The organism is Lactiplantibacillus sp. DA1, from assembly GCF_032681335.1.
Taxonomy (GTDB): Bacteria; Bacillota; Bacilli; order Lactobacillales; family Lactobacillaceae; genus Lactiplantibacillus.
In genome coordinates this window covers 406,133-427,708 of record NZ_JAWHTQ010000001.1, presented here as the reverse complement: position 1 = coordinate 427,708, position 21,576 = coordinate 406,133, and the positions used below count along the sequence as shown (strand labels likewise).

General features: G+C 42.6%; 21 protein-coding genes. 20 read left to right on the top strand and 1 reads right to left on the bottom strand.

The features are described 5' to 3' along the window. Positions 1–80: 80 nt before the first annotated feature. From prfB to galU, 16 genes are all read left to right on the top strand, one after another. Positions 81–1,197, top strand: a protein-coding gene (gene prfB, locus RXV91_RS02015; RefSeq protein WP_114637679.1) for a peptide chain release factor 2 whose coding sequence is annotated in 2 segments (ribosomal slippage) — positions 81–152 and positions 154–1,197 — 1,116 coding nt in all. Because the reading frame shifts where the segments join, the coding sequence is not laid out codon by codon here. Between the two features lie 184 nt (positions 1,198–1,381). Further along, positions 1,382–2,557: a hypothetical protein gene (locus tag RXV91_RS02010; RefSeq protein ID WP_316438452.1), complete on the top strand. Its 1,176-nt coding sequence runs from the start codon at positions 1,382–1,384 to the stop codon at positions 2,555–2,557. Further along, positions 2,557–3,285 (top strand): response regulator transcription factor, encoded by a 729-nt coding sequence (locus RXV91_RS02005; protein ID WP_316438451.1) that lies wholly within the window; start codon positions 2,557–2,559, stop codon positions 3,283–3,285. The genes RXV91_RS02010 and RXV91_RS02005 overlap by 1 nt, the downstream gene beginning before the upstream one ends. Continuing rightward, positions 3,278–4,684, top strand: a complete 1,407-nt coding sequence (gene pnpS / locus RXV91_RS02000) for a two-component system histidine kinase PnpS (RefSeq protein WP_316438539.1) — start codon at positions 3,278–3,280, stop codon at positions 4,682–4,684. The genes RXV91_RS02005 and pnpS overlap by 8 nt, the downstream gene beginning before the upstream one ends. 358 nt (positions 4,685–5,042) lie before the next feature. Continuing rightward, complete coding sequence (locus tag RXV91_RS01995; protein WP_064620865.1) at positions 5,043–5,918, top strand: phosphate ABC transporter substrate-binding protein PstS family protein; 876 nt, start codon at positions 5,043–5,045, stop codon at positions 5,916–5,918. A 10-nt stretch (positions 5,919–5,928) separates the two neighbouring features. Beyond that, the gene (gene pstC / locus RXV91_RS01990; RefSeq protein WP_021731199.1) at positions 5,929–6,858 is read left to right on the top strand and encodes a phosphate ABC transporter permease subunit PstC; all 930 of its coding nucleotides are present in this window, start codon (positions 5,929–5,931) and stop codon (positions 6,856–6,858) included. After that, entirely contained in the window at positions 6,848–7,732 is an 885-nt protein-coding gene (gene pstA, locus RXV91_RS01985; protein ID WP_316438450.1) for a phosphate ABC transporter permease PstA, read from the top strand. Before pstC ends, pstA begins: the two co-directional genes overlap by 11 nt. 14 nt (positions 7,733–7,746) lie before the next feature. Next, the gene (gene pstB / locus RXV91_RS01980) at positions 7,747–8,556 is read left to right on the top strand and encodes a phosphate ABC transporter ATP-binding protein PstB (protein WP_021731197.1); all 810 of its coding nucleotides are present in this window, start codon (positions 7,747–7,749) and stop codon (positions 8,554–8,556) included. 11 nt (positions 8,557–8,567) lie between these two features. Next, positions 8,568–9,323 (top strand): phosphate ABC transporter ATP-binding protein PstB, encoded by a 756-nt coding sequence (gene pstB / locus RXV91_RS01975; RefSeq protein WP_021731196.1) that lies wholly within the window; start codon positions 8,568–8,570, stop codon positions 9,321–9,323. Positions 9,324–9,335: 12 nt separating this feature from the next. After that, positions 9,336–10,010 carry a phosphate signaling complex protein PhoU gene (gene phoU, locus RXV91_RS01970; protein ID WP_316438449.1) on the top strand — a complete coding sequence of 225 codons (675 nt, stop codon included), beginning with the start codon at positions 9,336–9,338 and terminating at the stop codon, positions 10,008–10,010. A gap of 100 nt (positions 10,011–10,110) precedes the next feature. Further along, complete coding sequence (locus tag RXV91_RS01965; RefSeq protein WP_316438448.1) at positions 10,111–10,422, top strand: PspC domain-containing protein; 312 nt, start codon at positions 10,111–10,113, stop codon at positions 10,420–10,422. A 21-nt stretch (positions 10,423–10,443) separates the two neighbouring features. After that, the gene (locus RXV91_RS01960) at positions 10,444–10,809 is read left to right on the top strand and encodes a phage holin family protein (RefSeq protein ID WP_131509427.1); all 366 of its coding nucleotides are present in this window, start codon (positions 10,444–10,446) and stop codon (positions 10,807–10,809) included. 136 nt (positions 10,810–10,945) lie between these two features. Beyond that, positions 10,946–11,893: an HPr(Ser) kinase/phosphatase gene (hprK, locus tag RXV91_RS01955; RefSeq protein WP_316438447.1), complete on the top strand. Its 948-nt coding sequence runs from the start codon at positions 10,946–10,948 to the stop codon at positions 11,891–11,893. Positions 11,894–11,911: 18 nt separating this feature from the next. After that, positions 11,912–12,760, top strand: a complete 849-nt coding sequence (lgt, locus tag RXV91_RS01950) for a prolipoprotein diacylglyceryl transferase (RefSeq protein ID WP_316438446.1) — start codon at positions 11,912–11,914, stop codon at positions 12,758–12,760. Positions 12,761–12,776: 16 nt separating this feature from the next. Beyond that, positions 12,777–13,793: an NAD(P)H-dependent glycerol-3-phosphate dehydrogenase gene (locus tag RXV91_RS01945; protein ID WP_316438445.1), complete on the top strand. Its 1,017-nt coding sequence runs from the start codon at positions 12,777–12,779 to the stop codon at positions 13,791–13,793. A 43-nt stretch (positions 13,794–13,836) separates the two neighbouring features. Beyond that, positions 13,837–14,757, top strand: a complete 921-nt coding sequence (gene galU, locus RXV91_RS01940; RefSeq protein ID WP_316438444.1) for a UTP--glucose-1-phosphate uridylyltransferase GalU — start codon at positions 13,837–13,839, stop codon at positions 14,755–14,757. Between the two features lie 97 nt (positions 14,758–14,854). Here the strand turns inward: galU and RXV91_RS01935 are convergent, their stop codons facing one another. Further along, positions 14,855–15,538 carry an EAL domain-containing protein gene (locus tag RXV91_RS01935; RefSeq protein ID WP_316438443.1) on the bottom strand — a complete coding sequence of 228 codons (684 nt, stop codon included), beginning with the start codon at positions 15,536–15,538 and terminating at the stop codon, positions 14,855–14,857. Between the two features lie 372 nt (positions 15,539–15,910). Between RXV91_RS01935 and RXV91_RS01930 the strand changes: the two genes are divergently transcribed. From RXV91_RS01930 to RXV91_RS01915, 4 genes are read left to right on the top strand one after another with little or no spacing between them, the layout of a single operon-like run. Beyond that, complete coding sequence (locus tag RXV91_RS01930; RefSeq protein ID WP_316438442.1) at positions 15,911–17,323, top strand: FAD-dependent oxidoreductase; 1,413 nt, start codon at positions 15,911–15,913, stop codon at positions 17,321–17,323. Further along, a complete protein-coding gene (locus RXV91_RS01925) occupies positions 17,304–18,464 on the top strand; it encodes a glycosyl hydrolase family 8 (RefSeq protein ID WP_316438441.1) in 1,161 nt (386 codons plus the stop codon). The genes RXV91_RS01930 and RXV91_RS01925 overlap by 20 nt, the downstream gene beginning before the upstream one ends. Positions 18,465–18,481: 17 nt before the next feature. Further along, entirely contained in the window at positions 18,482–19,978 is a 1,497-nt protein-coding gene (locus RXV91_RS01920) for a hypothetical protein (protein WP_316438440.1), read from the top strand. Further along, on the top strand, positions 19,971–21,545 hold the full coding sequence (locus tag RXV91_RS01915; protein ID WP_316438439.1) for a hypothetical protein: 1,575 nt from the start codon (positions 19,971–19,973) through the stop codon (positions 21,543–21,545). The genes RXV91_RS01920 and RXV91_RS01915 overlap by 8 nt, the downstream gene beginning before the upstream one ends. The last annotated feature ends 31 nt before the right edge of the window (positions 21,546–21,576 follow it).

The window sequence follows — 21,576 nt, the reverse complement described above, 5'->3', positions numbered from 1 at the left end:
TGAGACCAAGGTCTTAGGCTCGTTTTACAATTTTAATTGATATTAAATAATTAATAAATAAGTTGAAAGAAGGGTTCTTTGTGGAATTAAGTGAATATAAACACCTGATCGAAGAAATGCAAAGTGCTGTCGACGACTTTAGGGGGTCGCTTTGACTTAGATGCTTTGAACGAAAGCATTCAAGAAAATGAAGCCCGCATGGCCGAGCCCGGTTTTTGGGACGATCAAGCAGCTGCACAGAAGGTTATTGATGATAATAATGTCTTGAAAGGCAAGTATGAGACGTTTAAACAGTTAGCTGATGAAGTTGGGGATTTGGCGGTCGCGTACGAATTATTAAACGAGGAACCAGATGCTGAGATGCAGGCTGAGTTTGAAACGGATTTCCAGCACGCCGAACACGATTTACAACAGTACCGGCTCAATCTGCTTTTAGATGGGCCCTATGATCGCAACAATGCCATTTTGGAAATTCATCCAGGAGCTGGTGGGACTGAATCTCAAGACTGGGGTGCCATGTTACTACGGATGTATACTCGATGGGCGGCCAGCCATAACTTTAAGGTTGAAACGGTGGACTATCAAGCTGGTGATGAGGCTGGTATTAAGAGCGTAACCTTACTAATTAGTGGTCACAATGCGTACGGATATTTGCGCTCTGAAAAAGGTGTCCACCGGTTAGTTCGGATTTCACCATTTGATGCAGCTGGACGGCGGCATACATCATTTGCTAGTGTTGATGTGATGCCCGAACTAGATGATACGGTTGATGTTGACATTCGGCCTGAAGATTTAAAAATTGATGTTTATCGGGCCAGTGGTGCCGGTGGTCAACATGTCAATAAAACTTCTTCAGCAGTGCGCATTACCCATGTGCCAACGGGAATTGTGGTTGCCAGTCAGGCACAGCGGTCACAATTACAAAACCGGCAAACGGCGTTGAATATGTTACGAGCGAAGCTATACGAGCGCGAAGAAGAGAAAAAGGCCAAGGAACGGGCTGCAATTCAAGGTGAACAGATGGATATTGGCTGGGGGTCACAAATTCGATCCTACGTCTTCCATCCGTACACGATGGTTAAAGATCATCGGACTAATTATGAGTCACATGATGGTCAGGCTGTGATGGACGGGGACCTTGATCCGTTTATGGATGCATATTTACAATGGAAATTAGCCCAGCGCAATCCGCAATAGATTTGCACATATACTAAGGTGACCTATCGTTGCGTAGGTCATCTTAGTATTTTTTTAGCCACTAGTCTTATAATATAGAGATATTAACGTGGTAATAGCACGACTAACGGAATTGAAACGTCGTTGGTCTCCTTCGGCAAAAATGCTATACTAACTTCAGAGTTTAACGTTAGGGGTCACGCACATGCAGGTATTAAAGATTTTTGAATTGTTTCTTTTACAACCGTTAGTCTGGTTAGGGTTGTTACGTAGCTATTTAACCGCTAAACGACGAGTCAAGAATGAGCGTCAGTATTTTCATAGTGCCATCAACCCACAATTAGTTGAAGTCCGTCACTTTTTAATGGATGGTTGTTTGTTAGGAATTCTAATGACCGCTATTAGCTTGGCATTGGGATTAGTGGTGGCTCCCATCTGGGTCGTAATTTACGAAGCGGTGGCAGCAATCAGTTTAATTATTATTCCAGGAGCATTGGTACCAGTGACGGCTTTTGGTTTGAGTTGGCTAATTTATTGGGCCATGAGTCCGGAACTAACCACGGTTGGTGGTGCCTTACAACGACACGGTCTTGCCACAACGAGCATGAGCGGTAACTTGGTCGTGAACGGGTTGATATTACTGGCAATGGTTTTAGCTACTACGGCGATATTGTTACGTTGGCATGATCAGGATGGTCGTTCGCCACAGTTACAACCGGATCAACGTGGTAAACGGCTTGTTCGCTATCGGTGGCAGCAATTGGTGGTTTTACCAGTTGGGGTATTGATTCCTGGCGATTGGTTGCACGCAGTGTTTAGTTGGTGGCCAGTTTTTATGGTTGGTGAACGGTCCTTCAGTATTTTATTGTTACCTTTGTTAATTGGGACAAGCGTTCGAGTTTATAAACAGTTGCCACAAATTGCGTGGCGTCAATTAGCAAGTCGCTTTAGTTGGGTTGCAGTGGTTAGTGTATTGGTTGCAATTATTGCACGTTTTGCGGCACTCAGTCCGCAGTGGCTCCTGGCACTGATGGGGTTGGTTGTGGTGCTAACTTGGGGAATCTTAGCACAGCACCGGTATCATGATCGTCATCAGCAGTTTCGATACGCGGATACGGAGCAAGGGGTGCGAGTAATTGGTTTGAGACCACACACACCGGCTGATAAATTAAACCTCGATTTAGGGGATATTATCTTGGAGTGTAATCGGCAACCAGTTAATACGGAGGCCCAATTTTATGCGGCTTTACTCAAAAGTCCGACATATGTTCATTTAAAAGTGCGTAATCGGCAACAGGAATTGATTATTACCGAAACGGCGATCTATAATGGCGCCCCACACGAGTTAGGAATTGTGTTATTCACTGATCTGGAGGATTAATGACCATGGATAAGATTTTAGTGGTAGACGATGAGCCGGCTATCGTGACGTTATTATCATATAACTTGAAGCAGGCGGGGTATGAAGTTGTGACAGCGACGAATGGTGCGGACGCGTTGTCATTAGGTTTAGCTCAATCATTTACTTGTATTTTATTAGATTTAATGTTGCCTGAGCTTGATGGAATGGAAGTTACTAAAAAGTTACGGCAAGAGAAGGTTCAGACGCCAATCATTATTGTGACGGCTAAGAATGATGAATTTGATAAAGTGTTTGGCCTAGAATTAGGTGCAGATGACTATATTACGAAGCCATTCTCACCACGTGAGGTGCTTGCTCGAATTAAAGCTGTCATTCGGCGAGCAACGCCAGACGAATCAGTGATACCACCGACGCCGGGGATACCTGTCAATCGTTCGGTAATGATAGTTGGGGATCTACAAATTGATCAAAATAAGTATCGGGTTGCCCGTAATGGTCACAATATTAGTTTGACGCCTAAGGAATTTGAGTTACTTGTGTATTTTGTGGAACGAGAAGGCCGAGTACTTAGCCGTGATGCGATTTTAAATCATGTTTGGGGATACGACTATGCTAGTGAGACTCGGATTGTTGATATCCACATTTCACATTTACGTGAAAAAATTGAAGTTGATCCCAAACAGCCGCAATTAATTCGGACAGTACGAGGGTTTGGCTATGAATTTGTTGGTGACGACCATGCATAATCGCTGGCAACAGACCACCCGATTATTGCTCATGGAAAATGTATTGACTATCTTGATCGTGTTGGTTATGTTGCAGCATTTTTCGCCAATTAAGTGGACTTGGCAATTAGCGGGTAGTTTAGGGTGCGCCTGGTTGGTTCTGGCAGTTATTGAAGGAATCATTGTTTGGCGGCAACAAAGTGAACGTCAAAAGACCATTGATCGCATGGAGGCTAAACTCCGTCAAATGAGTAGCCAACAGTTTCCACCGCATATTTTATTACCACAATCAGATCCATTGTATAGTTTGGCGCAGGCCGTTAATCGGTTAGAAAGTTATCAGAAACACCAGACACGGCGTGCGGAATTACAAGAAAAAGAATTAATGATGATTATGCGATACTTGCCCGTGGGCGTGATGGTCATTGATCATCGACGGCAAGTTCAACTATCAAATCCGGCAATGAGTGAACTGTTACAAGTCTCTGTTAACACGGTGGCTCATGTTTATACGAAAGATATTCAATTATATGCGTTGACTAAATTAATTGAGGATACGATTGCTAGTAGCCATAATCAGCGGGCAACGATTACCTTGACACCGGCGCCGAATACGCAGGTGGTTGAGGCTTCAACTGTTTACATTCAAGGAAATCGGTCGCAATTTCAAATCGTCTTGATGTTGTACGATATTACTGAAGTGTACATGATTGAACAGATGCAGGATGATTTTGTCAGTAATGCGAGTCACGAGTTGAAGACGCCAATCACGGCAATTTCTGGTTTTACCGAAACCTTGCTAAGTGGGGCTAAGGACGATCCGGCAACTTTAGATCAATTTTTGCATATTATTGCTGATGAGAGTCAACGGTTAATTGATTTAATTCAAGATGTTTTATCATTATCGCGAATCCGGGCGCAGAATACGACGCTGTTAACATTGGTGCCAGTAGCTGTTCGACCGTTGATTGAACAAGAACTCGTAGTGGTCCAACAGGCGATTGAACGACAACATTTAACGATCAATAATCAAGTTGACGCAGATTTAACGGTAACTAGTGATCCACAAAAGTTGAACCAGATTGTCAAAAATTTGCTTACAAATGCAATCAAGTATAACCGACCCCGTGGGAGTGTAACGATTGCATCACTGGTCAGTCAACAGACTTGGTCGTTAATTGTTAAGGATACGGGAATCGGCATCAGTGTGGATGATCAACAGCGCATTTTTGAACGATTTTACCGTGCAAGTCCATCTCGCTCACAACAGCTAGTGAGTGGGACTGGGCTGGGACTGGCAATTGTTCAGGAATTGGTAAATGCGATGCACGGTACGATCGAAGTTGCTAGTCAACGGGGTGTGGGGACAACGATGACGGTCACATTACCGATAACAGTGGTTGAACATGATAGCGACTGATAGTGCTGGCTGAATTGTTTCAGACTGATTTTAAGTACAGTCAGTTAATGACTGCCGGGTGAGGTTTCTAGAATGTGACAGGAAAGTATTGTGGTGACTTGTAAAGCTGGCTTATAAACAGATGTTAGATCAAACTAACTGATATAATTCGTAGTTATAACGATTTTTGCGGTGAATGTAACCTGTGAAAATCGTTTTTTTGTATAATATTCTAATGATTCTTTCATTCTGTGGTTGCTAAGACGCAAAATAGTTAAAAATATATCGACGTTTACACAATCTTTACAAAACTCATATCAAGCATTTACACAAACTTTGTATTATTGATTATGAGCAATGGGTAGGAGGTATATTAGTTATGAAAAAAAGTCGGGTCATCCAATTAATCGTGTTGATCGTGATTATTGGACTAGTTGGATTGGGATACACACATCGTGATCGTACTAGTGCCAGTGAATCAATTACTGCAGTTGGATCAACGGCCTTACAACCACTAGTTGAAGCGGCCGGTGAGCAGTACAGCAGTAATCATACCGGTGTGTTCATTAATGTTCAGGGTGGTGGTTCTGGAACGGGACTTAGTCAAATCCAGGCTGGCGCCGTTGCCATCGGTAATTCTGATATTTTTGCCGAAGAGCAAAGTGGTATTACGGCTAGCAAGTTAATTGATCACCGGGTCGCCGTAGTCGGCATCGCCCCCATCGTTAACAAAAAAGCCGGTGTTACTAATTTAACGCAACGTCAACTCATTCAAATTTTTACGGGTAAGGTGACGAACTGGCGTGAGGTCGGTGGGCGCAATTTGCCGATTACGTTAATTAATCGGGCACAAGGCTCTGGAACCCGGAAAACATTTGAGCGATATGCTTTAAAGGGGAATAAGAGTACGGATTCTCAGGAACAAGATTCATCTGGACTAGCACGGTCAATTGTTGCTAGTACGCCTGGTGCAATCAGCTACGTGGCATTCTCCTATTTAGACCAGTCGGTACAGACAGTTAAAGTGGATGGGGTGCGACCAACAGAGCAAAATGTCCGCAATAATCGGTGGTATATCTGGTCTTATGAACATTTATACACGGGTAAACACCCCAACCAGTTAACTAAAAAATTTATTGATTATATTTTATCAACCGCTGTTCAGCAAAAATTAGTCAAGCAGTTAGGTTATATTTCGGTCCATGATATGCAAGTACAGCGGAATGCGGCCGGTAAAGTTTCTGTCGTGAAATGAGGGAGAGCGCATGGATAAAATTCGAGAAAGTTTATTAAAAAAATCAGTTGCCAGTAAAATCGAGCGACGTGGTAAGGCCATCAGTCTAATTTGTTTAGCGCTGATTGTCGGCATAGTCTTTTTAATTTTCTATTTTGTTGCATCACGGGGGTTAGCAACCTTCTTTCAGAATCATATTAATTTATGGCAATTTCTGAGTGGCACCCAGTGGAATCCTGGCACGGTTGGCACGAATGGACAACCCGCTGTTGGCGCATTGCCAATGATTGTTGGTTCATTTTTAATTACGATTCTTTCAGCCCTGATTGCAACACCGTTTGCCATTGGGACGGCCGTTTTTATGACTGAGATTTCGCCGCGCCGGGGGGCTAAAATTCTTCGGCCGGTAACCGAATTATTAGTCGGCATTCCTTCGGTTGTATATGGGTTTATCGGGTTACAAGTGGTTGTACCATTTGTTCGGAATACGTTCGGTGGTAGTGGTTATGGGATCTTATCCGGGACTTTTGTTCTGTTCGTCATGATTTTACCAACTGTGACATCAATGACCGCGGATGCGCTGAATGCAGTTCCTCGATATTATCGGGAAGCCTCGTTAGCATTAGGGGCTACGCGCTGGCAAACGATTTATAAAGTGGTCTTACGGGCGGCAATTCCCGGTATGCTGACGGCCGTGGTTTTCGGGATGGCCCGCGCCTTTGGGGAAGCGCTCGCGGTACAAATGGTGATTGGGAACGCAACGTTATTACCACATAACTTAGTCTCACCAGCGGCGACTTTGACTAGTATCTTGACGATGGGAATTGGAAATACCGTCATGGGTTCATTACAAAACAATGCACTGTGGTCGTTAGCGATGATCCTGTTACTGATGTCGTTAGTCTTTAACTTAGTTATTCGCTATATTGGTCGAAAGGGGAAATTAAACAATGAACGCTAAACGCATTGATAAACTTGCGACTGGAATTCTGTATGGTGTCGCGGCCTTTGTGGTCATTATTTTAATTGCCCTGTTGGGATATATTCTGATTCAAGGCGTTCCTAAGATTTCGTGGCATTTTTTAACGTCACCAGCGCTAGCATTTGAGGCGGGTGGTGGGATTGGCATTCAATTGTTCAATTCCTTCTACTTATTATTTTTGGCACTATTGATCTCGCTACCTATTTCACTTGGTGCGGGTATTTATCTCAATGAGTATGCGCCACAAAATACATTGACTGGGCTTATTCGAACAACTATTGAAATCTTGAGTTCATTACCGTCCGTGGTCGTCGGCTTATTTGGTTATTTGTTCTTTGTTGTTCAGTTTAAACTAGGGTTCTCAATTCTGTCAGGGGCGTTTGCACTCACCGTCTTTAACTTGCCAATTTTGACTCGAAGTATTGAAGAAGCACTAGCGAACATTTCAGACAATCAGCGAGAGGCCGGCTATGCCTTGGGATTATCGCGTTGGGAGACAGTTACGAAAATTGTTGTCCCGGCCGCATTACCAAGTATTATTACGGGGGTTGTTTTGAGTGCTGGTCGAATTTTCGGTGAAGCGGCCGCCTTAATTTATACTGCAGGTCAAAGCGCACCGGCCTTAGATTTTACTAATTGGAATCCATTTGATATTAGCAGTCCACTTAGTCCGTTACGGCCCGCTGAAACGCTAGCTGTTCATATTTGGAAAATTAATTCGGAGGGGATTATGCCAGATGCCAAGGCTGTCTCCGCGGGTGCTTCAGCCGTCTTAATTATTGCGGTACTACTCTTTAACTTCTTAGCTCGTTGGCTTGGCAAACGCTTGTACAAACATTTAACCGCTGAATAAAGGAGGCCGTTTTGATGGCAGATAATACAATGACAACGACACAACGTAACATTATGACGTTTGATCCAAAAGACCATGAAATTGCGCTTTCGACCGAGGATTTGCACGTGTTTTACGGTAATTCCGAGGCGATTTCAGAGGGGGATTTGCAGTTTGAACGGTATAAGATCAGTGCGTTGATTGGTCCCTCCGGTTCAGGTAAGTCAACTTACTTACGCTCGCTAAACCGGATGAACGATCGGATTGCGACTGTTAAGGGTAAGATTATGTATCGGGATTTGGATATCAATAGTAATGATATCGATGTTTATGAAATGCGTCGCCACATTGGCATGGTTTTTCAACGACCTAATCCGTTTGCAAAGTCGATTTATGAAAATATTGCCTTCGCCCTTCGTCAACGTGGGATGAATAAAAAACAAGACTTGGATGAAATTGTTGAACGATCTTTGCGACAAGCCGCCATGTGGGATCAAGTTAAAGATGATTTAAACAAGAGCGCCCTAGCCTTGTCTGGTGGTCAGCAACAACGACTCTGTATTGCCCGAGCGATTGCAGTTAAACCAGATATTTTGTTGCTTGACGAACCAGCTAGTGCGCTAGATCCGGTGTCTACAAGCCAAATTGAGGACACGTTATTAGAATTAAAGCAAAATTATACCATTATTATTGTGACCCATAATATGCAACAAGCATCGCGGATAAGTGATTATACAGCGTTCTTTAATCTCGGAAAAGTTTTAGAATATTCAGAGACTGGTGAGATCTTTACGAATCCGCAAGTGGATCTGACAAATGACTATATTTCTGGGAATTTTGGATAGGAGGACCGTTCATGAGTACAATTTTAACCACTGAGAATTTATCATTATTTTATGGTAAAAAAGAGGCCCTCAAAGGAATTAATATTGATTTTGATGACAAAGGCATTACAGCTTTGATTGGTCCCTCCGGCTGTGGCAAATCAACATTTTTACGTTGTTTGAATCGGATGAATGATTTGATTCCCAATGTCACGATTACCGGTGAAGTTAATTTCAACGGGCATAATATTTATGCGCCAACGACGGATACCGTGCAGTTGCGTAAAGAAATCGGCATGGTGTTCCAACAGCCTAATCCGTTTCCATTTTCAATTTATGAAAATGTAGTCTATGGTCTACGATTGGCCGGCGTTCATGATAAAGAACGGTTAGATGCGGCGGTTGAAAAAAGTCTAAAACAAGCGGCAATTTGGGATGAAGTCAAGGACCGCTTACACGCCAATGCGTTGTCCTTATCTGGTGGGCAGCAACAACGGGTTTGTATCGCGCGGGTACTGGCCGTGGAACCTGATATTATTCTTTTAGACGAGGCTACCAGCGCGTTAGATCCAATTTCAAGTCGAATGATTGAAGAGACCCTATTGAATTTGCGCCAAGATTACACTATCATAACTGTTACGCATAACATGCAGCAGGCTTCACGAATTTCTGATCGAACGGCGTTTTTCTTGAATGGTGAACTGATTGAGGTTAACGACACGAAGCAGATTTTCATGAATCCGGTTAAACAAGAAACCAATGACTATATTTCGGGACGATTTGGTTAGGAGGAAAAAACCATGCGACGACTTTTTGATGATGAACTAAACGATATTGATGCGAACTTCACTGAAATGGGAATGATGGTCAGCGAAACGATTGAAAAGGCGGTCAAAGCATTTATTGATCATGACCGCGACTTAGCCCAAGAAATCATCGATAATGATGCTAAAATCAACCAACGTGAAGTTGAACTAGAACAAAAGTCATTTGAAATGATTGCGTTATACCAACCCGTTACTTCAGACTTACGGGAGATTGTCACCATTTTAAAGGCGGTTTCTGAATTGGAACGTATGGCGGATTACGCACGTAACATTGCCCACGCAACGATTCGGGTCAAAGGCAATGTGCGCGTGCCAGAAATTGAAGCGGCTTTATCAGAAATGGGGAACCGCGTCCGTAAGATGGTTGAGGAAATGCTGGCCGCTTACGTTAAGAGTGATGATCAGGAAGCACGCCGGGTCGCTGCTAAGGATGCTAAAGTTGGCGAAATGTACGACCAAATCAATGAGAAGGGAATTTCCAAGATGGAACGCCATCCTGAGACTGTCATTGGATCTACCGACTATCTCAATGTCGCGACCTATTTGATGCGTATCGGGGCGTTGGTGACTAACATTGGTGAATGGATCGTTTATTTGAATACCGGTGAGATCATTGAATTGAATCCGGAAAGCTCCAATTTAGTATAACAAATCATAAATAATTACTAAAAGCCGGTCGTCTAGTTTGCAACCGGCTTTTACAATTAGTAAGATATGGTTAGACAATACTTATAAGGAGCGTCTAACTATGAAATCAAATACAAAACAAAAGTTAACCAAATCTAATAATCGAGTTTTTGCCGGCGTCCTTGGTGGCATCGCTGAATATTTAAATTGGAATGCAACGGTATTACGTGTACTCTACGTCATTTTAACTCTAATTACCCATGGCTTTGGTGTTTTGGTATACTTAGTATTAATGACAATTATCCCAAGTAAACCAGACAATACGGGCTTCTTCGAACAAATGCGGCAAAGTACGGGTGAGCAAACTAAGCCGCAAGCGCATGGACGTAAAGAAATTCATAATGTTCATGAAGAGGATGATCCGCAGCACTAAGATTAATGGAGTGATTATAAAGTGGGCTTTTGGAAACGAATTTTAATTAACACGATCTTGTTTATTGCGATTGCGGGCTTCTTTCAGAGTAGCTTTCACGTTGCGAGTGTCTGGATGGCATTAATTGCCAGTTTTGTCCTTGCAATTCTTAATGCGGCGATTAAGCCGTTCTTACTGTTATTGTCGTTGCCAATCACGCTACTAACATTGGGGTTGTTTAGTATTGTCATTAATGGCTTTATGCTACAAATGACATCTTACGTTGTTGGTAAGGGCAATTTTGGTTTTTCCAGTTTTGGAATGGCGATGGTCGTTTCAATATTGATGTCGCTTGCCAACGTGATTGTCTCTAACTTTTTCGCAAAAGACGGCGTTGATGGTGAATAAAGCGCTTTAAAGTGCTAAGATTAGAGGATAGAAATAATCCGTTTTCAGTCATAAAAGTGTGGCCGCTTGAAAGGGTAGCGTAATGGCGCGACTGGACAACGCGGGCCACACTTTTTTATTATTAGGAGGGATTCTTTTGGCAGGAAGTGTAACCGTTGCCGATTTGGTGAAAAATACGCGTCTGGAAGTTTATCATGGCGCTGACTTGTTAGAGAAAAAGGATATTACAACTAGCGATATTTCACGTCCGGGGCTGGCACTGACCGGTTACTTCAACTATTATCCACGTGAACGGGTGCAATTGTTAGGTAAAACTGAAACCGCTTATTCGAAAAACATGAGTCATGACGAACGGTTGATGATTTTTCGAAAAATGTGTCAGCTGACGACACCAGCGTTTGTCATCTCAACCGGATTACCCGTTCCAGAAGAATTGGTGCAGGCTGGTGAGGAAAATAGCGTGCCGATTTTGGGCACGAAAATGACGTCATCTCGGATACTAAGTAATATGACGAATTACTTGGAAGGCAAGTTGGCTGAACGACAGTCTGTTCATGGCGTGTTAGTTGATATTTATGGCTTGGGTGTTCTAATTACCGGTGATTCTGGTGTTGGGAAGAGTGAAACGGCGTTGGAATTAGTTAAACGGGGCCACCGCCTGATTGCGGATGACCGAGTCGATGTTTATCAACAAGATGAACAAACCCTTGTCGGTGAAGCACCTGCAATTTTAAATCACCTCTTAGAGATTCGTGGTATCGGTATTATTGACGTGATGAATCTCTTCGGTGCTGGTGCAGTTCGACAGGATACGGATATTGATTTAATTGTTCACCTTGAGAATTGGACGCCTGATAAGCAATTTGATAGACTAGGAAATGGAGAACAGAATCGGAAATTCTTTGATGTTGAAGTGCCTGAAATCTCGATTCCAGTTAAAACTGGGCGTAACCTAGCAATTATTATTGAAGCAGCGGCGATGAACTTCCGTGCTGAAAGTATGGGGTACGACGCGACGAAGGTCTTTGACGATAACTTGAATAAGTTGATCAAGTCTAATTCCGTGCACGATTCTCACAAGTAATAAGGAGATGGCAGTAGCGTGAATACCGTTTTAGGGGCACTCAACCCAATTGCACTACGGTTAGGACCTATTCAGGTCCATTGGTACGGCGTCATTATTGCAAGTGCCGTCGTCATTGCGGTGGCCCTAGCTGTACGTGAAGGCCAGCAACGAGGAGTTCGGCCCGATGACATTTACGATATGATTTTATGGGCGCTTCCGTTTACTTTGATTGCTGCCCGTGCTTATTATGTGATTTTTCAGTGGTCGTACTATAGTCAGAATCCTGGCGAAATCATCCGGATTTGGGATGGGGGGATTGCCATCTATGGTGGGCTAATTGGTGCGGGCATTGTGGTCATCTTGTTCTGCCGGTCACGATTCATTCCCACTTGGCTAATGCTTGATATTGCGGCGCCCACAGTGATTATGGGTCAAGGTATTGGTCGTTGGGGGAACTTTATGAACCAGGAAGCCTTTGGGCGGGTGACTAGTTTGAGTTTTTTGCAAGGGTTGCACTTGCCGGAATGGCTAATTAATCAGATGTATATTCGCGGTGCATATCGGCAACCGACATTCTTGTATGAGTCGGTTTGGGACTTATTAGGATTTGTTTTACTGATGGTTACGCGACACCGTACACATTGGTATAAGCAAGGTGATGTTTTCTTAACTTATGTTGCTTGGTACGCCTTTGGTCGCTTCTTTACGGAGGGCATGCGTACTGATTCTCTCATGCTATTTAACGTTATTCGGGTCTCACAAGCGTTGTCAGTGGTATTGTTCTTTGGTAGCATTGGTTTAATAATGTGGCGCCGGTATCATAATCCGGATAATCGCTGGTATTTAGCAGGTTCTGGTCAAAAAGTTGTCACCGAAAATAAGTAGATTAGAGGGTTTTTGAATGATAAAAAAAGTTGCCGTTCTAGGTGCTGGCTCATGGGGTAGTATACTGGCAAATTTGTTAGATGAAAATGGTCAGTCAGTGCGTTTGTGGTCGTATTCGCCGGCCCAGGTCACGGAATTAAATGAACAACATACGAATCAGCGTTATGTTCCTGATTTTCATTATTCAGAGACATTGACGGCCTATTCCGACCTATCGCAGGCAATTACTGGTGCCGATGTCATCTTGTTTGTCGTTCCCACTAAAGCGATTCGTGAGGTGGCTCAACAAGTGACTGCCGTGCTTGCAAAGACGCACGATCAACCAATTATCGTACATGCTAGCAAGGGGTTAGAACAAGATACTCACAAGCGGTTGTCACAAGTTTTAGCGGAGGAAATCCCCGCTGAATTACGGCAAGCAATCGTGGTCCTGTCAGGTCCTAGCCATGCTGAAGAAGTGGCTCGTCGAGATATTACGTTAATCACGGCAGCCAGTGCTGATGAAACTGCGGCTGAGTTAGTGCAGCAGCTTTTTATGAATGATTATTTCCGCATTTATACAAATACCGACGTGGTGGGCGTTGAATTAGGAGCGGCACTTAAAAATATTATTGCCTTGGGCGCTGGTGCGTTACATGGTCTGGGTTATGGTGATGATGCGAAGGCCGCGTTAATGACCCGTGGATTGGCTGAAATTAGTCGACTCGGAGTGGCGCTAGGCGCGAATCCCTTGACGTTTATTGGGTTGTCCGGTGTTGGTGATTTGATTGTCACGGCTACGAGTGTCCATTCTCGTAACTGGCGGGCTGGTAACGAGTTAGGTGCTGGTCAGGACCTCAAGACGGTCATTAAGACGATGGGCATGGTTATTGAAGGTATTCCGTCAACTAAAGCGGCTTATGAATTAGCGCAGCAACAAAATATCGAAATGCCCATCACCGAAGCAATTTATGATGTATTATATAAGAGTGCTGATATTAAGGAAGTCATTCCACAATTAATGAAGCGCGAGGGGAAACCTGAGATTCAGTAGGAATTTCCAAACTAATTTCACTATTTTTAGGAGGATTTATCACATGTCAAAAGTTAGAAAAGCCGTTATCCCAGCGGCCGGATTAGGAACACGGTTCTTGCCTGCTACTAAGGCGATGCCTAAGGAAATGTTACCAATCGTTGATAAACCAACGATTCAGTTCATAGTTGACGAAGCTCGTAAATCGGGCATCGAAGACATTGTTATTGTAACGGGTAAGAGCAAGCGTAGTATTGAAGATTACTATGATTCTAACCCAGAATTAGAGGATAACTTACGGGCTAAGCACAAGGAAGAAATGCTCAAGTTGGTTCAAGAAACTACGGACATTAACTTGTACTTTATTCGGCAATCACATCCGCGTGGTTTAGGGGATGCCGTGTTAACGGCTAAAGCTTTCGTTGGCGATGAACCTTTCGTCGTAATGCTTGGTGATGATTTGATGGAGGACAAAGTTCCGTTAACGAAACAACTAATGAATAGCTATGATAAGACGCATGCGTCGACGCTAGCTGTGATGAAGGTGCCTCACGAGGAAGTTTCTAAGTATGGTGTCATTAATCCTGAAAGCGAAAAGGAACCTGGCTTATATAACGTTAATAACTTCGTTGAAAAGCCATCCCCTGAAGATGCACCTAGTGATCTTGCCATCATTGGTCGTTACTTGTTAACACCAGAAATTTTTGATGTCCTGGAAAATCAAAAACCTGGTAAGGGCGATGAGATTCAATTGACGGATGCTATTGATACGTTAAACAAGACTCAACGCGTCTTTGCTCATGAATTTAAGGGAACCCGGCACGATGTTGGCTACAAGTTTGGTTACTTGAAGACAACGATCGAATATGGGTTAACTCATCCGGATGTTAAGGACGATTTACGGACTTACATTAAGGACCTGGGTGTTAAGTTGTCTAAGGAAGATAACGCAACACCTAAAGCAACCAAAAAAACAACTAAATAATAATGATTAAATAAATCAGCCGTGAAATCTATCAGGATTTCACGGCTGATTTTAATTAGAGCGTAAATAATGACTTTTCAATAACAAGCAGAGTGCCTCATTGATGGTCGACTTTTAACTTGAATAAATGGGGTTTACCGTAATAATAGCCTTGTCGTAGCGAAATATTTAAATCGTCGGCCATTTGATCTTCAGTATCGTTTTCAACACCCTCTAGAATTAATCGAATATCATGCTGTACGGCTACATCACGCCAAAACTTTAATTGAATGGGAATTTCATTTTCTCGATCTTCGGCGCGAAAGTTTTGCATAGCGAATTTGATTTCTTCAGCAGATTCGAGTAAGGGCTTGATGTGGTCGTAAACATTAATACCCGTGCCAACATCATCGATACTGAATTGTAATCCGTTGGCCTTGTACTTATCAATTTGTTGTTGCATGGCTGCCAGCGTGAATGACTCTTCGCCTGGTTCCTCGGTGACTTCAACGATGACGTTTATCGGGAATAGTTTCTTTTGGGCATCGATGACCGCAGCCGCAATATCGTCATTTAGAAATTGTTTGCGGTTAAAGTTAATTGATACCGATCCAATTTTTAATGCTAATTCACTTGCCGAAGCCTTTAGTAAGCTGACTTGTACATCGATGGGAATATTATCGAAGCTCTCTGGCAATGTCCACCTATCTTGATCAGTCTCACGATAACGAATTAACATTTCGTAGCCAATCAAAGAATTATTGAATTTATTTAACTGGGGCTGAATAAAGTAGCGATACATAAACGGACTCCTTAACTTGAATTAACACAAACAATGCTCACCAATACATACTATACCAAAAAATGGTTAAGTGAAACTGTTTGACACCACCTTTTTTGCAGTAAAGTTATTATTAATTAAGTTAATAATAATTGTAATAAACTATTTAGAGTACGATGCAACTGTATAAGTCACACGGTGATGGGACTTATATGAAATTACAGCTGATTGGTGGCTGTCATACTGTGTAGGCTGGGGATCGACGTCAGCTTTTTATAATTGATTTACTGTGACTGGTATTTATATTGACTACAGTTATGTATATTATGACGTAAAGCGGTTATAATGAACCTATGTTTAAATAAATAAAATTATAACTAGGAGAAAAATAAAATGAAGATTGTCATTGTCGGATGTACACATGCTGGTACGGCTGCGGCTGCCCAAATTTTAAAGGATCATCCAGAAGCAACGGTCACAATTTATGAACGGGATGATAATATCTCATTCTTGTCATGCGGGATCTATCTCTACCTCGGAGGGAAAGTCAATCATCTAGAGGATATGTTCTACTCATCACCAGAAACCTTGGCGAAGTTAGGGGCAGAAGTTAAAACTAAGCATAACGTATTAAAAATTGACGTTCAGACAAAAACTTTACAAGTGGTTGATATGGCAACCGGAAAAGTGTTTGGTGATACTTATGACAAATTGATAATGACGACTGGTTCGAATGTCGCGGTTCCACCAATTTTTGGTATCGATGAATCGAAAGTCTTGTTGTGCAAGACATACAGTCAAGCTCAAGAAATCTATAAGACGGCTCAAGACAATCAGCGAATTGCGATTATTGGTGCGGGATATATCGGAACGGAATTATCTGAAAGTTATGCCAATACTAACCACGAGGTAACGCTTTTCCAATCACATGATCAAATTTTGAATAATTATATTAGTAAGGATATGTCAGACCGAGCAGTAAAATTACTGAAGGAACATGGTGTTAAAGTTCTTCTAAATCATCAAGTTACCGCTTTTACGGGTAATGATGATGGGGAACTTGTAATGGAGACCAATCATGGTGATTTCACCGCTGACTTAGCGATTGTGGGGACTGGTTTTGTGCCTAATACGGAATTATTGCGCGGTCAAGTTGAAATGGATAAACACGGTGCCATCATTATCAACGACTATGTTCAAACTTCTGATCCAGATATTTACGCTGCAGGTGATTCATGCGTTGTTAATTTTAATCCCACTGGACGGTCTGCTTATACACCACTAGCAACCAATGCAGTTCGGCAAGGTGCATTAGCCGGGGTCAATGTGTTTGGTAATCAACAACGATATATGGGGACACAGGCAACGTCAGCGATGCAACTCTTTGACCATACGCTAGCAACGACGGGGTTGACGCTGTCCATGGCTAAACTGAGTCATATTCCAGCTGAACGGGTGACCTATGAGGGCAATTGGCGTCCTGCCTATATGCCAAGTACGGCTAAACTCACGATTGAATTAATTTATAATCCAGAAAATCGTAAAATTTTGGGTGCGCAGTTCTTAAGTGCGCATGAAGTGGCACAGTCAGCTAACGCGTTATCTATTGCGATTCAAAATGGTAATACGATTGATGACCTGGCATTTGTTGACATGTTATTCTCACCTAATTTTGATGAACCATTCAATTATTTGAATATCGTTGCGCAACAGGCGATTGAACAGGAACGTCAAGCGGGTCGTAATCAACCACGAATAACGGCCTATGGTGATTGGGCAAAGCAAAATGACAAGGATTTGCAGTAGGTACACCGGGTGTCTTCGCTATCTGGAATGGCTGATCGCACTATTAGTGGTGATGATTGTGGGTGGCTGTCAGAAACAAGTTACGGTTAAAATTCCACAACAAGCACCGACTGGTTTTGTTACTACCACGAATTATGCAACTACTGAGTCCAAGAAGCGACGGACAAGTCTGGTCGCGTTTATTAAGCGTGGTCTTTTGACTAAGCAAGGCCTTTACACGAACTATTTGGACACGCATAAGCGGACAAGCGCAAAAGCTACTGGTCACGAAATGCTCAGTGAATCATCCGGAATGTGGTTACAATATTTGGTTACGACGCGACAGTGGTCCAAGTTTCGGCAGTTTTACCACCAGACGAAGACGACCTTTAATGAAAAGGGATTGTTTAGTTATCGATATGATCCGCGTACGCAGAAACGGTATGCAGTTAATGCCACGTTGGATGATTTACGGATTATTCGCGCGTTGATTGCTTATGATCAAGCCCATCATACAAACCATTATCGCAAGGAAGCCACTCAACGTTACCAGAATTTGGTCAATACGGCGATCAAGGATGGACACTTAGTTGATTATTATGATGTCCGATCTCGTAAAGCAACGACAACTGGCAGCTTAGCTTATTTTGACTTGCGAACGCTCAAGTATTTTGAACAGGACACGAAAAAGGGAAGGAGTGCGTATCATAAGCAGTTGGTTGTCCTTAGAGGGGGTTATTTGGGTGATGTTTTTCCTCTATATGCTAAGAGCTATCAATGGACGACTGGACAGTATAGTGACGGCACTTTAAATACCTCAGAGGCCTTGGAAACATTATTACATTTGGCAGAAGTTGGCCAATTAAAAGCGACCAGTCGGCGGTGGTTAGTCCAGCGAGTAAGCAACCATGACTTGGAAAATGGCTACACCACGACTGGTACGGTGAGTGTTGGTGGTGAATCTGCTGCTAATTATGCACTGGTAGCATCGATTTTTGCGACATTACGTGATCAAAGACATTATCGAATAGCGATGAATAATGTGTGGCGATTACAGGTCCAGCAAAAGAATTCTGTTATTAATGGCAGTATTGGTGACGCTAAAACGAGACAGGTGTATTCGTATAGCAACTTGACGGCTCTAAACGCAGCGTTTAATTAGAGATTGAGGTAATCTTTGTGACTAAGTTAAAGCAACAATTTGAGCACATGGGCCAGCTGTGTCAACGACTGATGCCGCCACCACTGCTAGCCACGTTAATTTGCGCTGGTTTGGCCTTGTACGTAGCATTTATACCACCAATTAATGGGTTAGCCGACAATGGTGATTTTTATCGGGCTATGTATACCAATGGAATCTACAAGCTACTAGGAACCCACTATAATTATTTTGATTTTGTGACGCAGAAATTTGGCTTGATGAAATATTACAATGACTACCAGTCAGTCAATTTTTCATCGCAGCCCTTATTTGTAAAATTAGCTATCGGGCTTAATAAATTATTTTATAGTAAAACGGTATTCGACATTCGGTTCATGGGTATTGTGAACGTCATTCCTTATTTGGGTGGAATATATCTATTAACGGATGCTTTGACATATCCGGCTAAGCGCTTTCGTAATTATCTGATTGCTGGACTAGTTGTCATATTTTTTGGTGATTCTTCGTTCACGTTATATTTCAATTCTTTTTTTGCCGAACCACAAATGCTGAGCTTAACTTTGATCTCATTTTCGGCAATTCTATTGTTGGCACGGCAACGCTACCGACGTCGATGGCCTCTAATTGGGTTGTATTTAATTAGTACTTTACTCTTGATTACGAGTAAGTCACAAAATGCACCATTAGCTTTAAGTTTTGTCGTAGTGACGATTGGGTTACTGTTCCTGCCGCGGTTTAGTGCAATGCGAGTATATTTACTTGCAGGAATGGTCGTTATTTTAATAACGGGTGGATTGACGTATAAGTTGATTGGTCAAGATTTTGTGGATATTAATACTTACCAGACTTTTTCGCATGGCGTATTGACACAAACTAATGATCCTAGTAAGACCTTAGCCAAGAATGGGATTGATGAGCAGTATGCTTTAATGCAGTCACAGGATTACTATGCAAAACAATTTGCTACCATTCAAGCCTCTGGTTCATACGTGAAGAAGAATTTGGTTTCGAAATTAGGTGTCGGCTGGGTATTGAAGTATTATGCAACGCACCTCAGGCAGTTTGGCAAACTGATGGATCTAGCAGCCGCGGATGTCATGATTACTCAGGTTAAAGCCGTTGGTGATTATACTAAAGCGTCAGGAGCACCAGCAGGAAAGCAATTGACATTCTTTACGACATATAGTCAGCTTGCTGGCGCCTTCTTTCCACAAAAGTTTGCTTTTAATTGTTTACTAGTAGTTGCGTTAGCCATGGTTTATTTGGTTGGTTTTTACAATGATTTACGTCAGCGACAAATTGAGGGTGTTTTACGATTCTTCTTGGTACTGGGATTCTTAACAATTTTCATTTTTGTTCCCATTGTTTCATTAATTGGTGATGGTGATGCTGACTTAGCCAAACATTTATTCATGGTGCCGGTTAGTATTGACCTGATCTTCTTACTATTCATTTCAGATATTTTAAACCACCGTTTGTGGCATGCCTATCGAGAGGAGGACCAAGATGCATAAGCGGCTATGGTGGCTTGCAATCGTGGGTGCCGTTATGATTGGTGGTTGGCTACTGCCAACAGAAGGCCAAGCGGCAACGAAATCAACGCGCGTCATGCTAGTTTACGATTCACAAAATGTGGCTAATAATGATCAAGCAAAAATTGCTGCGGTTCAACGAATGATGACTGGACTACACATAAAGGTGCGAACATTAGCAGCTGAAGATTATCATGCTGGTGAATTAAAACACTATCAAGGGGTCATTACATTGATTAATTGGCCACAAACCGGGCTTAACAACCCAGCTTTTATCAGGGATCGTGATCAGTTCAAGGGCGTGCAACTTCATATTGGAACTAATTTGACGGCCGCTGAAGCGCATCAGTTGCAAGTACAGCGTCTCAAAATCTACCAGCAACAGTTATTCCTTCAGAGTGGTGACCGCCAGATTCAGCAATTATTACCATTTACGAGTAGTATGACGGTACTCACGAATTTACCCGCTAAGGCTAAGGTAATTGGTTACTTGAAGGCACAATCATTGTTAACAAACGAATATCCCTATGGCACAATTGTTGGCCGCTATGGATACTTACCTTACCTATCCACTGGAGGGTATAGTTTAGTGTTAGCCACGCAGACGATTGCGACTTTATTTGGTACTAGTGGTCACTATCAACCTCTGTTAACGATAACTAAAGTGACCCCGTATTCTGATCTTAATTTGCTGAATAAGCTTAGTCAGACTTTGTACCAGCAAGGTATTCCGTTTGCAATTAGTACAACAACTGTTGGGACGAACGGGAAGTTTAAAGCATATCAACGTTTTGCCAAGGTATTACGGTTAATCGAGAACCGTGGCGGAGTCGTTTTCTTAAAAACACCTGTTGTTGGCGGTGCTACAGCTAGTAGTGGTCCTGGACTGAGTAAATTGATGGATAGCTATGTGATTCAGTTTGCACAAAATCAAGTTTATCCAGTTGGTATCAGCACTTCCGCTTATTGGAATCAAGATCGGGTTTATCGACAAAATGCACTAGTCAAGGCTAATCAGGTTCTCTTGTTACCCAATCCGAAAACAACGACCTACGCTCATCAGGACAATCAGGCAACGGTGTTTGGCCAAGCTTTCTATGGGGTAAGTGCTGATTCCTTTGAAACTATGAAAGCTGGCGACCAGCTCAGTAAATTGGCACTAAATTTTGCCATTCCGACCGCGTTAACGGTGACGATGCCTAATAGTCAGACTAGCTTACATGATTTGACTAGACGAATTCGGCGTATGAATTATCAATGGTTTGATCCGGCACAACAAATGGCAACGACCATGATTAAAAGTGGCACGGCAACGATTAGCTATCGGCGAGGAACATATTTGCTTAATGGTGCCGCTACCCAAGTAACGGCTAGCACGCCAACGACACAGACCTTGGCTGCTGTTAAACCGGAAGAGAGCTGGATGAATCGTTTCTTTAAAACCCAAGGTGTTGTTCTACTGGTCTTTTTTTCAGTGACATTGGGAATTTTTGTCCTATTTATTATTATCGGTCGTTGGGTTTATTTGAATATGTTTAAACCTAAGTAGTTGTGGTTGAAAAATCTTATTAGGGAGGAAT

Bases quoted from the DNA above. Each gene is read 5' to 3' on its own strand.
- RXV91_RS02010 (WP_316438452.1), top strand. From the start codon at position 1,382: ATGCAGGTATTAAAGATTTTTGAATTGTTTCTTTTACAACCGTTAGTC.
- RXV91_RS02005 (WP_316438451.1), top strand. From the start codon at position 2,557: ATGACCATGGATAAGATTTTAGTGGTAGACGATGAGCCGGCTATCGTG.
- pnpS (WP_316438539.1), top strand. From the start codon at position 3,278: ATGCATAATCGCTGGCAACAGACCACCCGATTATTGCTCATGGAAAAT.
- RXV91_RS01995 (WP_064620865.1), top strand. From the start codon at position 5,043: ATGAAAAAAAGTCGGGTCATCCAATTAATCGTGTTGATCGTGATTATT.
- pstC (WP_021731199.1), top strand. From the start codon at position 5,929: ATGGATAAAATTCGAGAAAGTTTATTAAAAAAATCAGTTGCCAGTAAA.
- pstA (WP_316438450.1), top strand. From the start codon at position 6,848: ATGAACGCTAAACGCATTGATAAACTTGCGACTGGAATTCTGTATGGT.
- pstB (WP_021731197.1), top strand. From the start codon at position 7,747: ATGGCAGATAATACAATGACAACGACACAACGTAACATTATGACGTTT.
- pstB (WP_021731196.1), top strand. From the start codon at position 8,568: ATGAGTACAATTTTAACCACTGAGAATTTATCATTATTTTATGGTAAA.
- phoU (WP_316438449.1), top strand. From the start codon at position 9,336: ATGCGACGACTTTTTGATGATGAACTAAACGATATTGATGCGAACTTC.
- RXV91_RS01965 (WP_316438448.1), top strand. From the start codon at position 10,111: ATGAAATCAAATACAAAACAAAAGTTAACCAAATCTAATAATCGAGTT.
- RXV91_RS01945 (WP_316438445.1), top strand. From the start codon at position 12,777: ATGATAAAAAAAGTTGCCGTTCTAGGTGCTGGCTCATGGGGTAGTATA.
- galU (WP_316438444.1), top strand. From the start codon at position 13,837: ATGTCAAAAGTTAGAAAAGCCGTTATCCCAGCGGCCGGATTAGGAACA.
- RXV91_RS01935 (WP_316438443.1), bottom strand. From the start codon at position 15,538: ATGTATCGCTACTTTATTCAGCCCCAGTTAAATAAATTCAATAATTCT.
- RXV91_RS01930 (WP_316438442.1), top strand. From the start codon at position 15,911: ATGAAGATTGTCATTGTCGGATGTACACATGCTGGTACGGCTGCGGCT.
- RXV91_RS01925 (WP_316438441.1), top strand. From the start codon at position 17,304: ATGACAAGGATTTGCAGTAGGTACACCGGGTGTCTTCGCTATCTGGAA.
- RXV91_RS01915 (WP_316438439.1), top strand. From the start codon at position 19,971: ATGCATAAGCGGCTATGGTGGCTTGCAATCGTGGGTGCCGTTATGATT.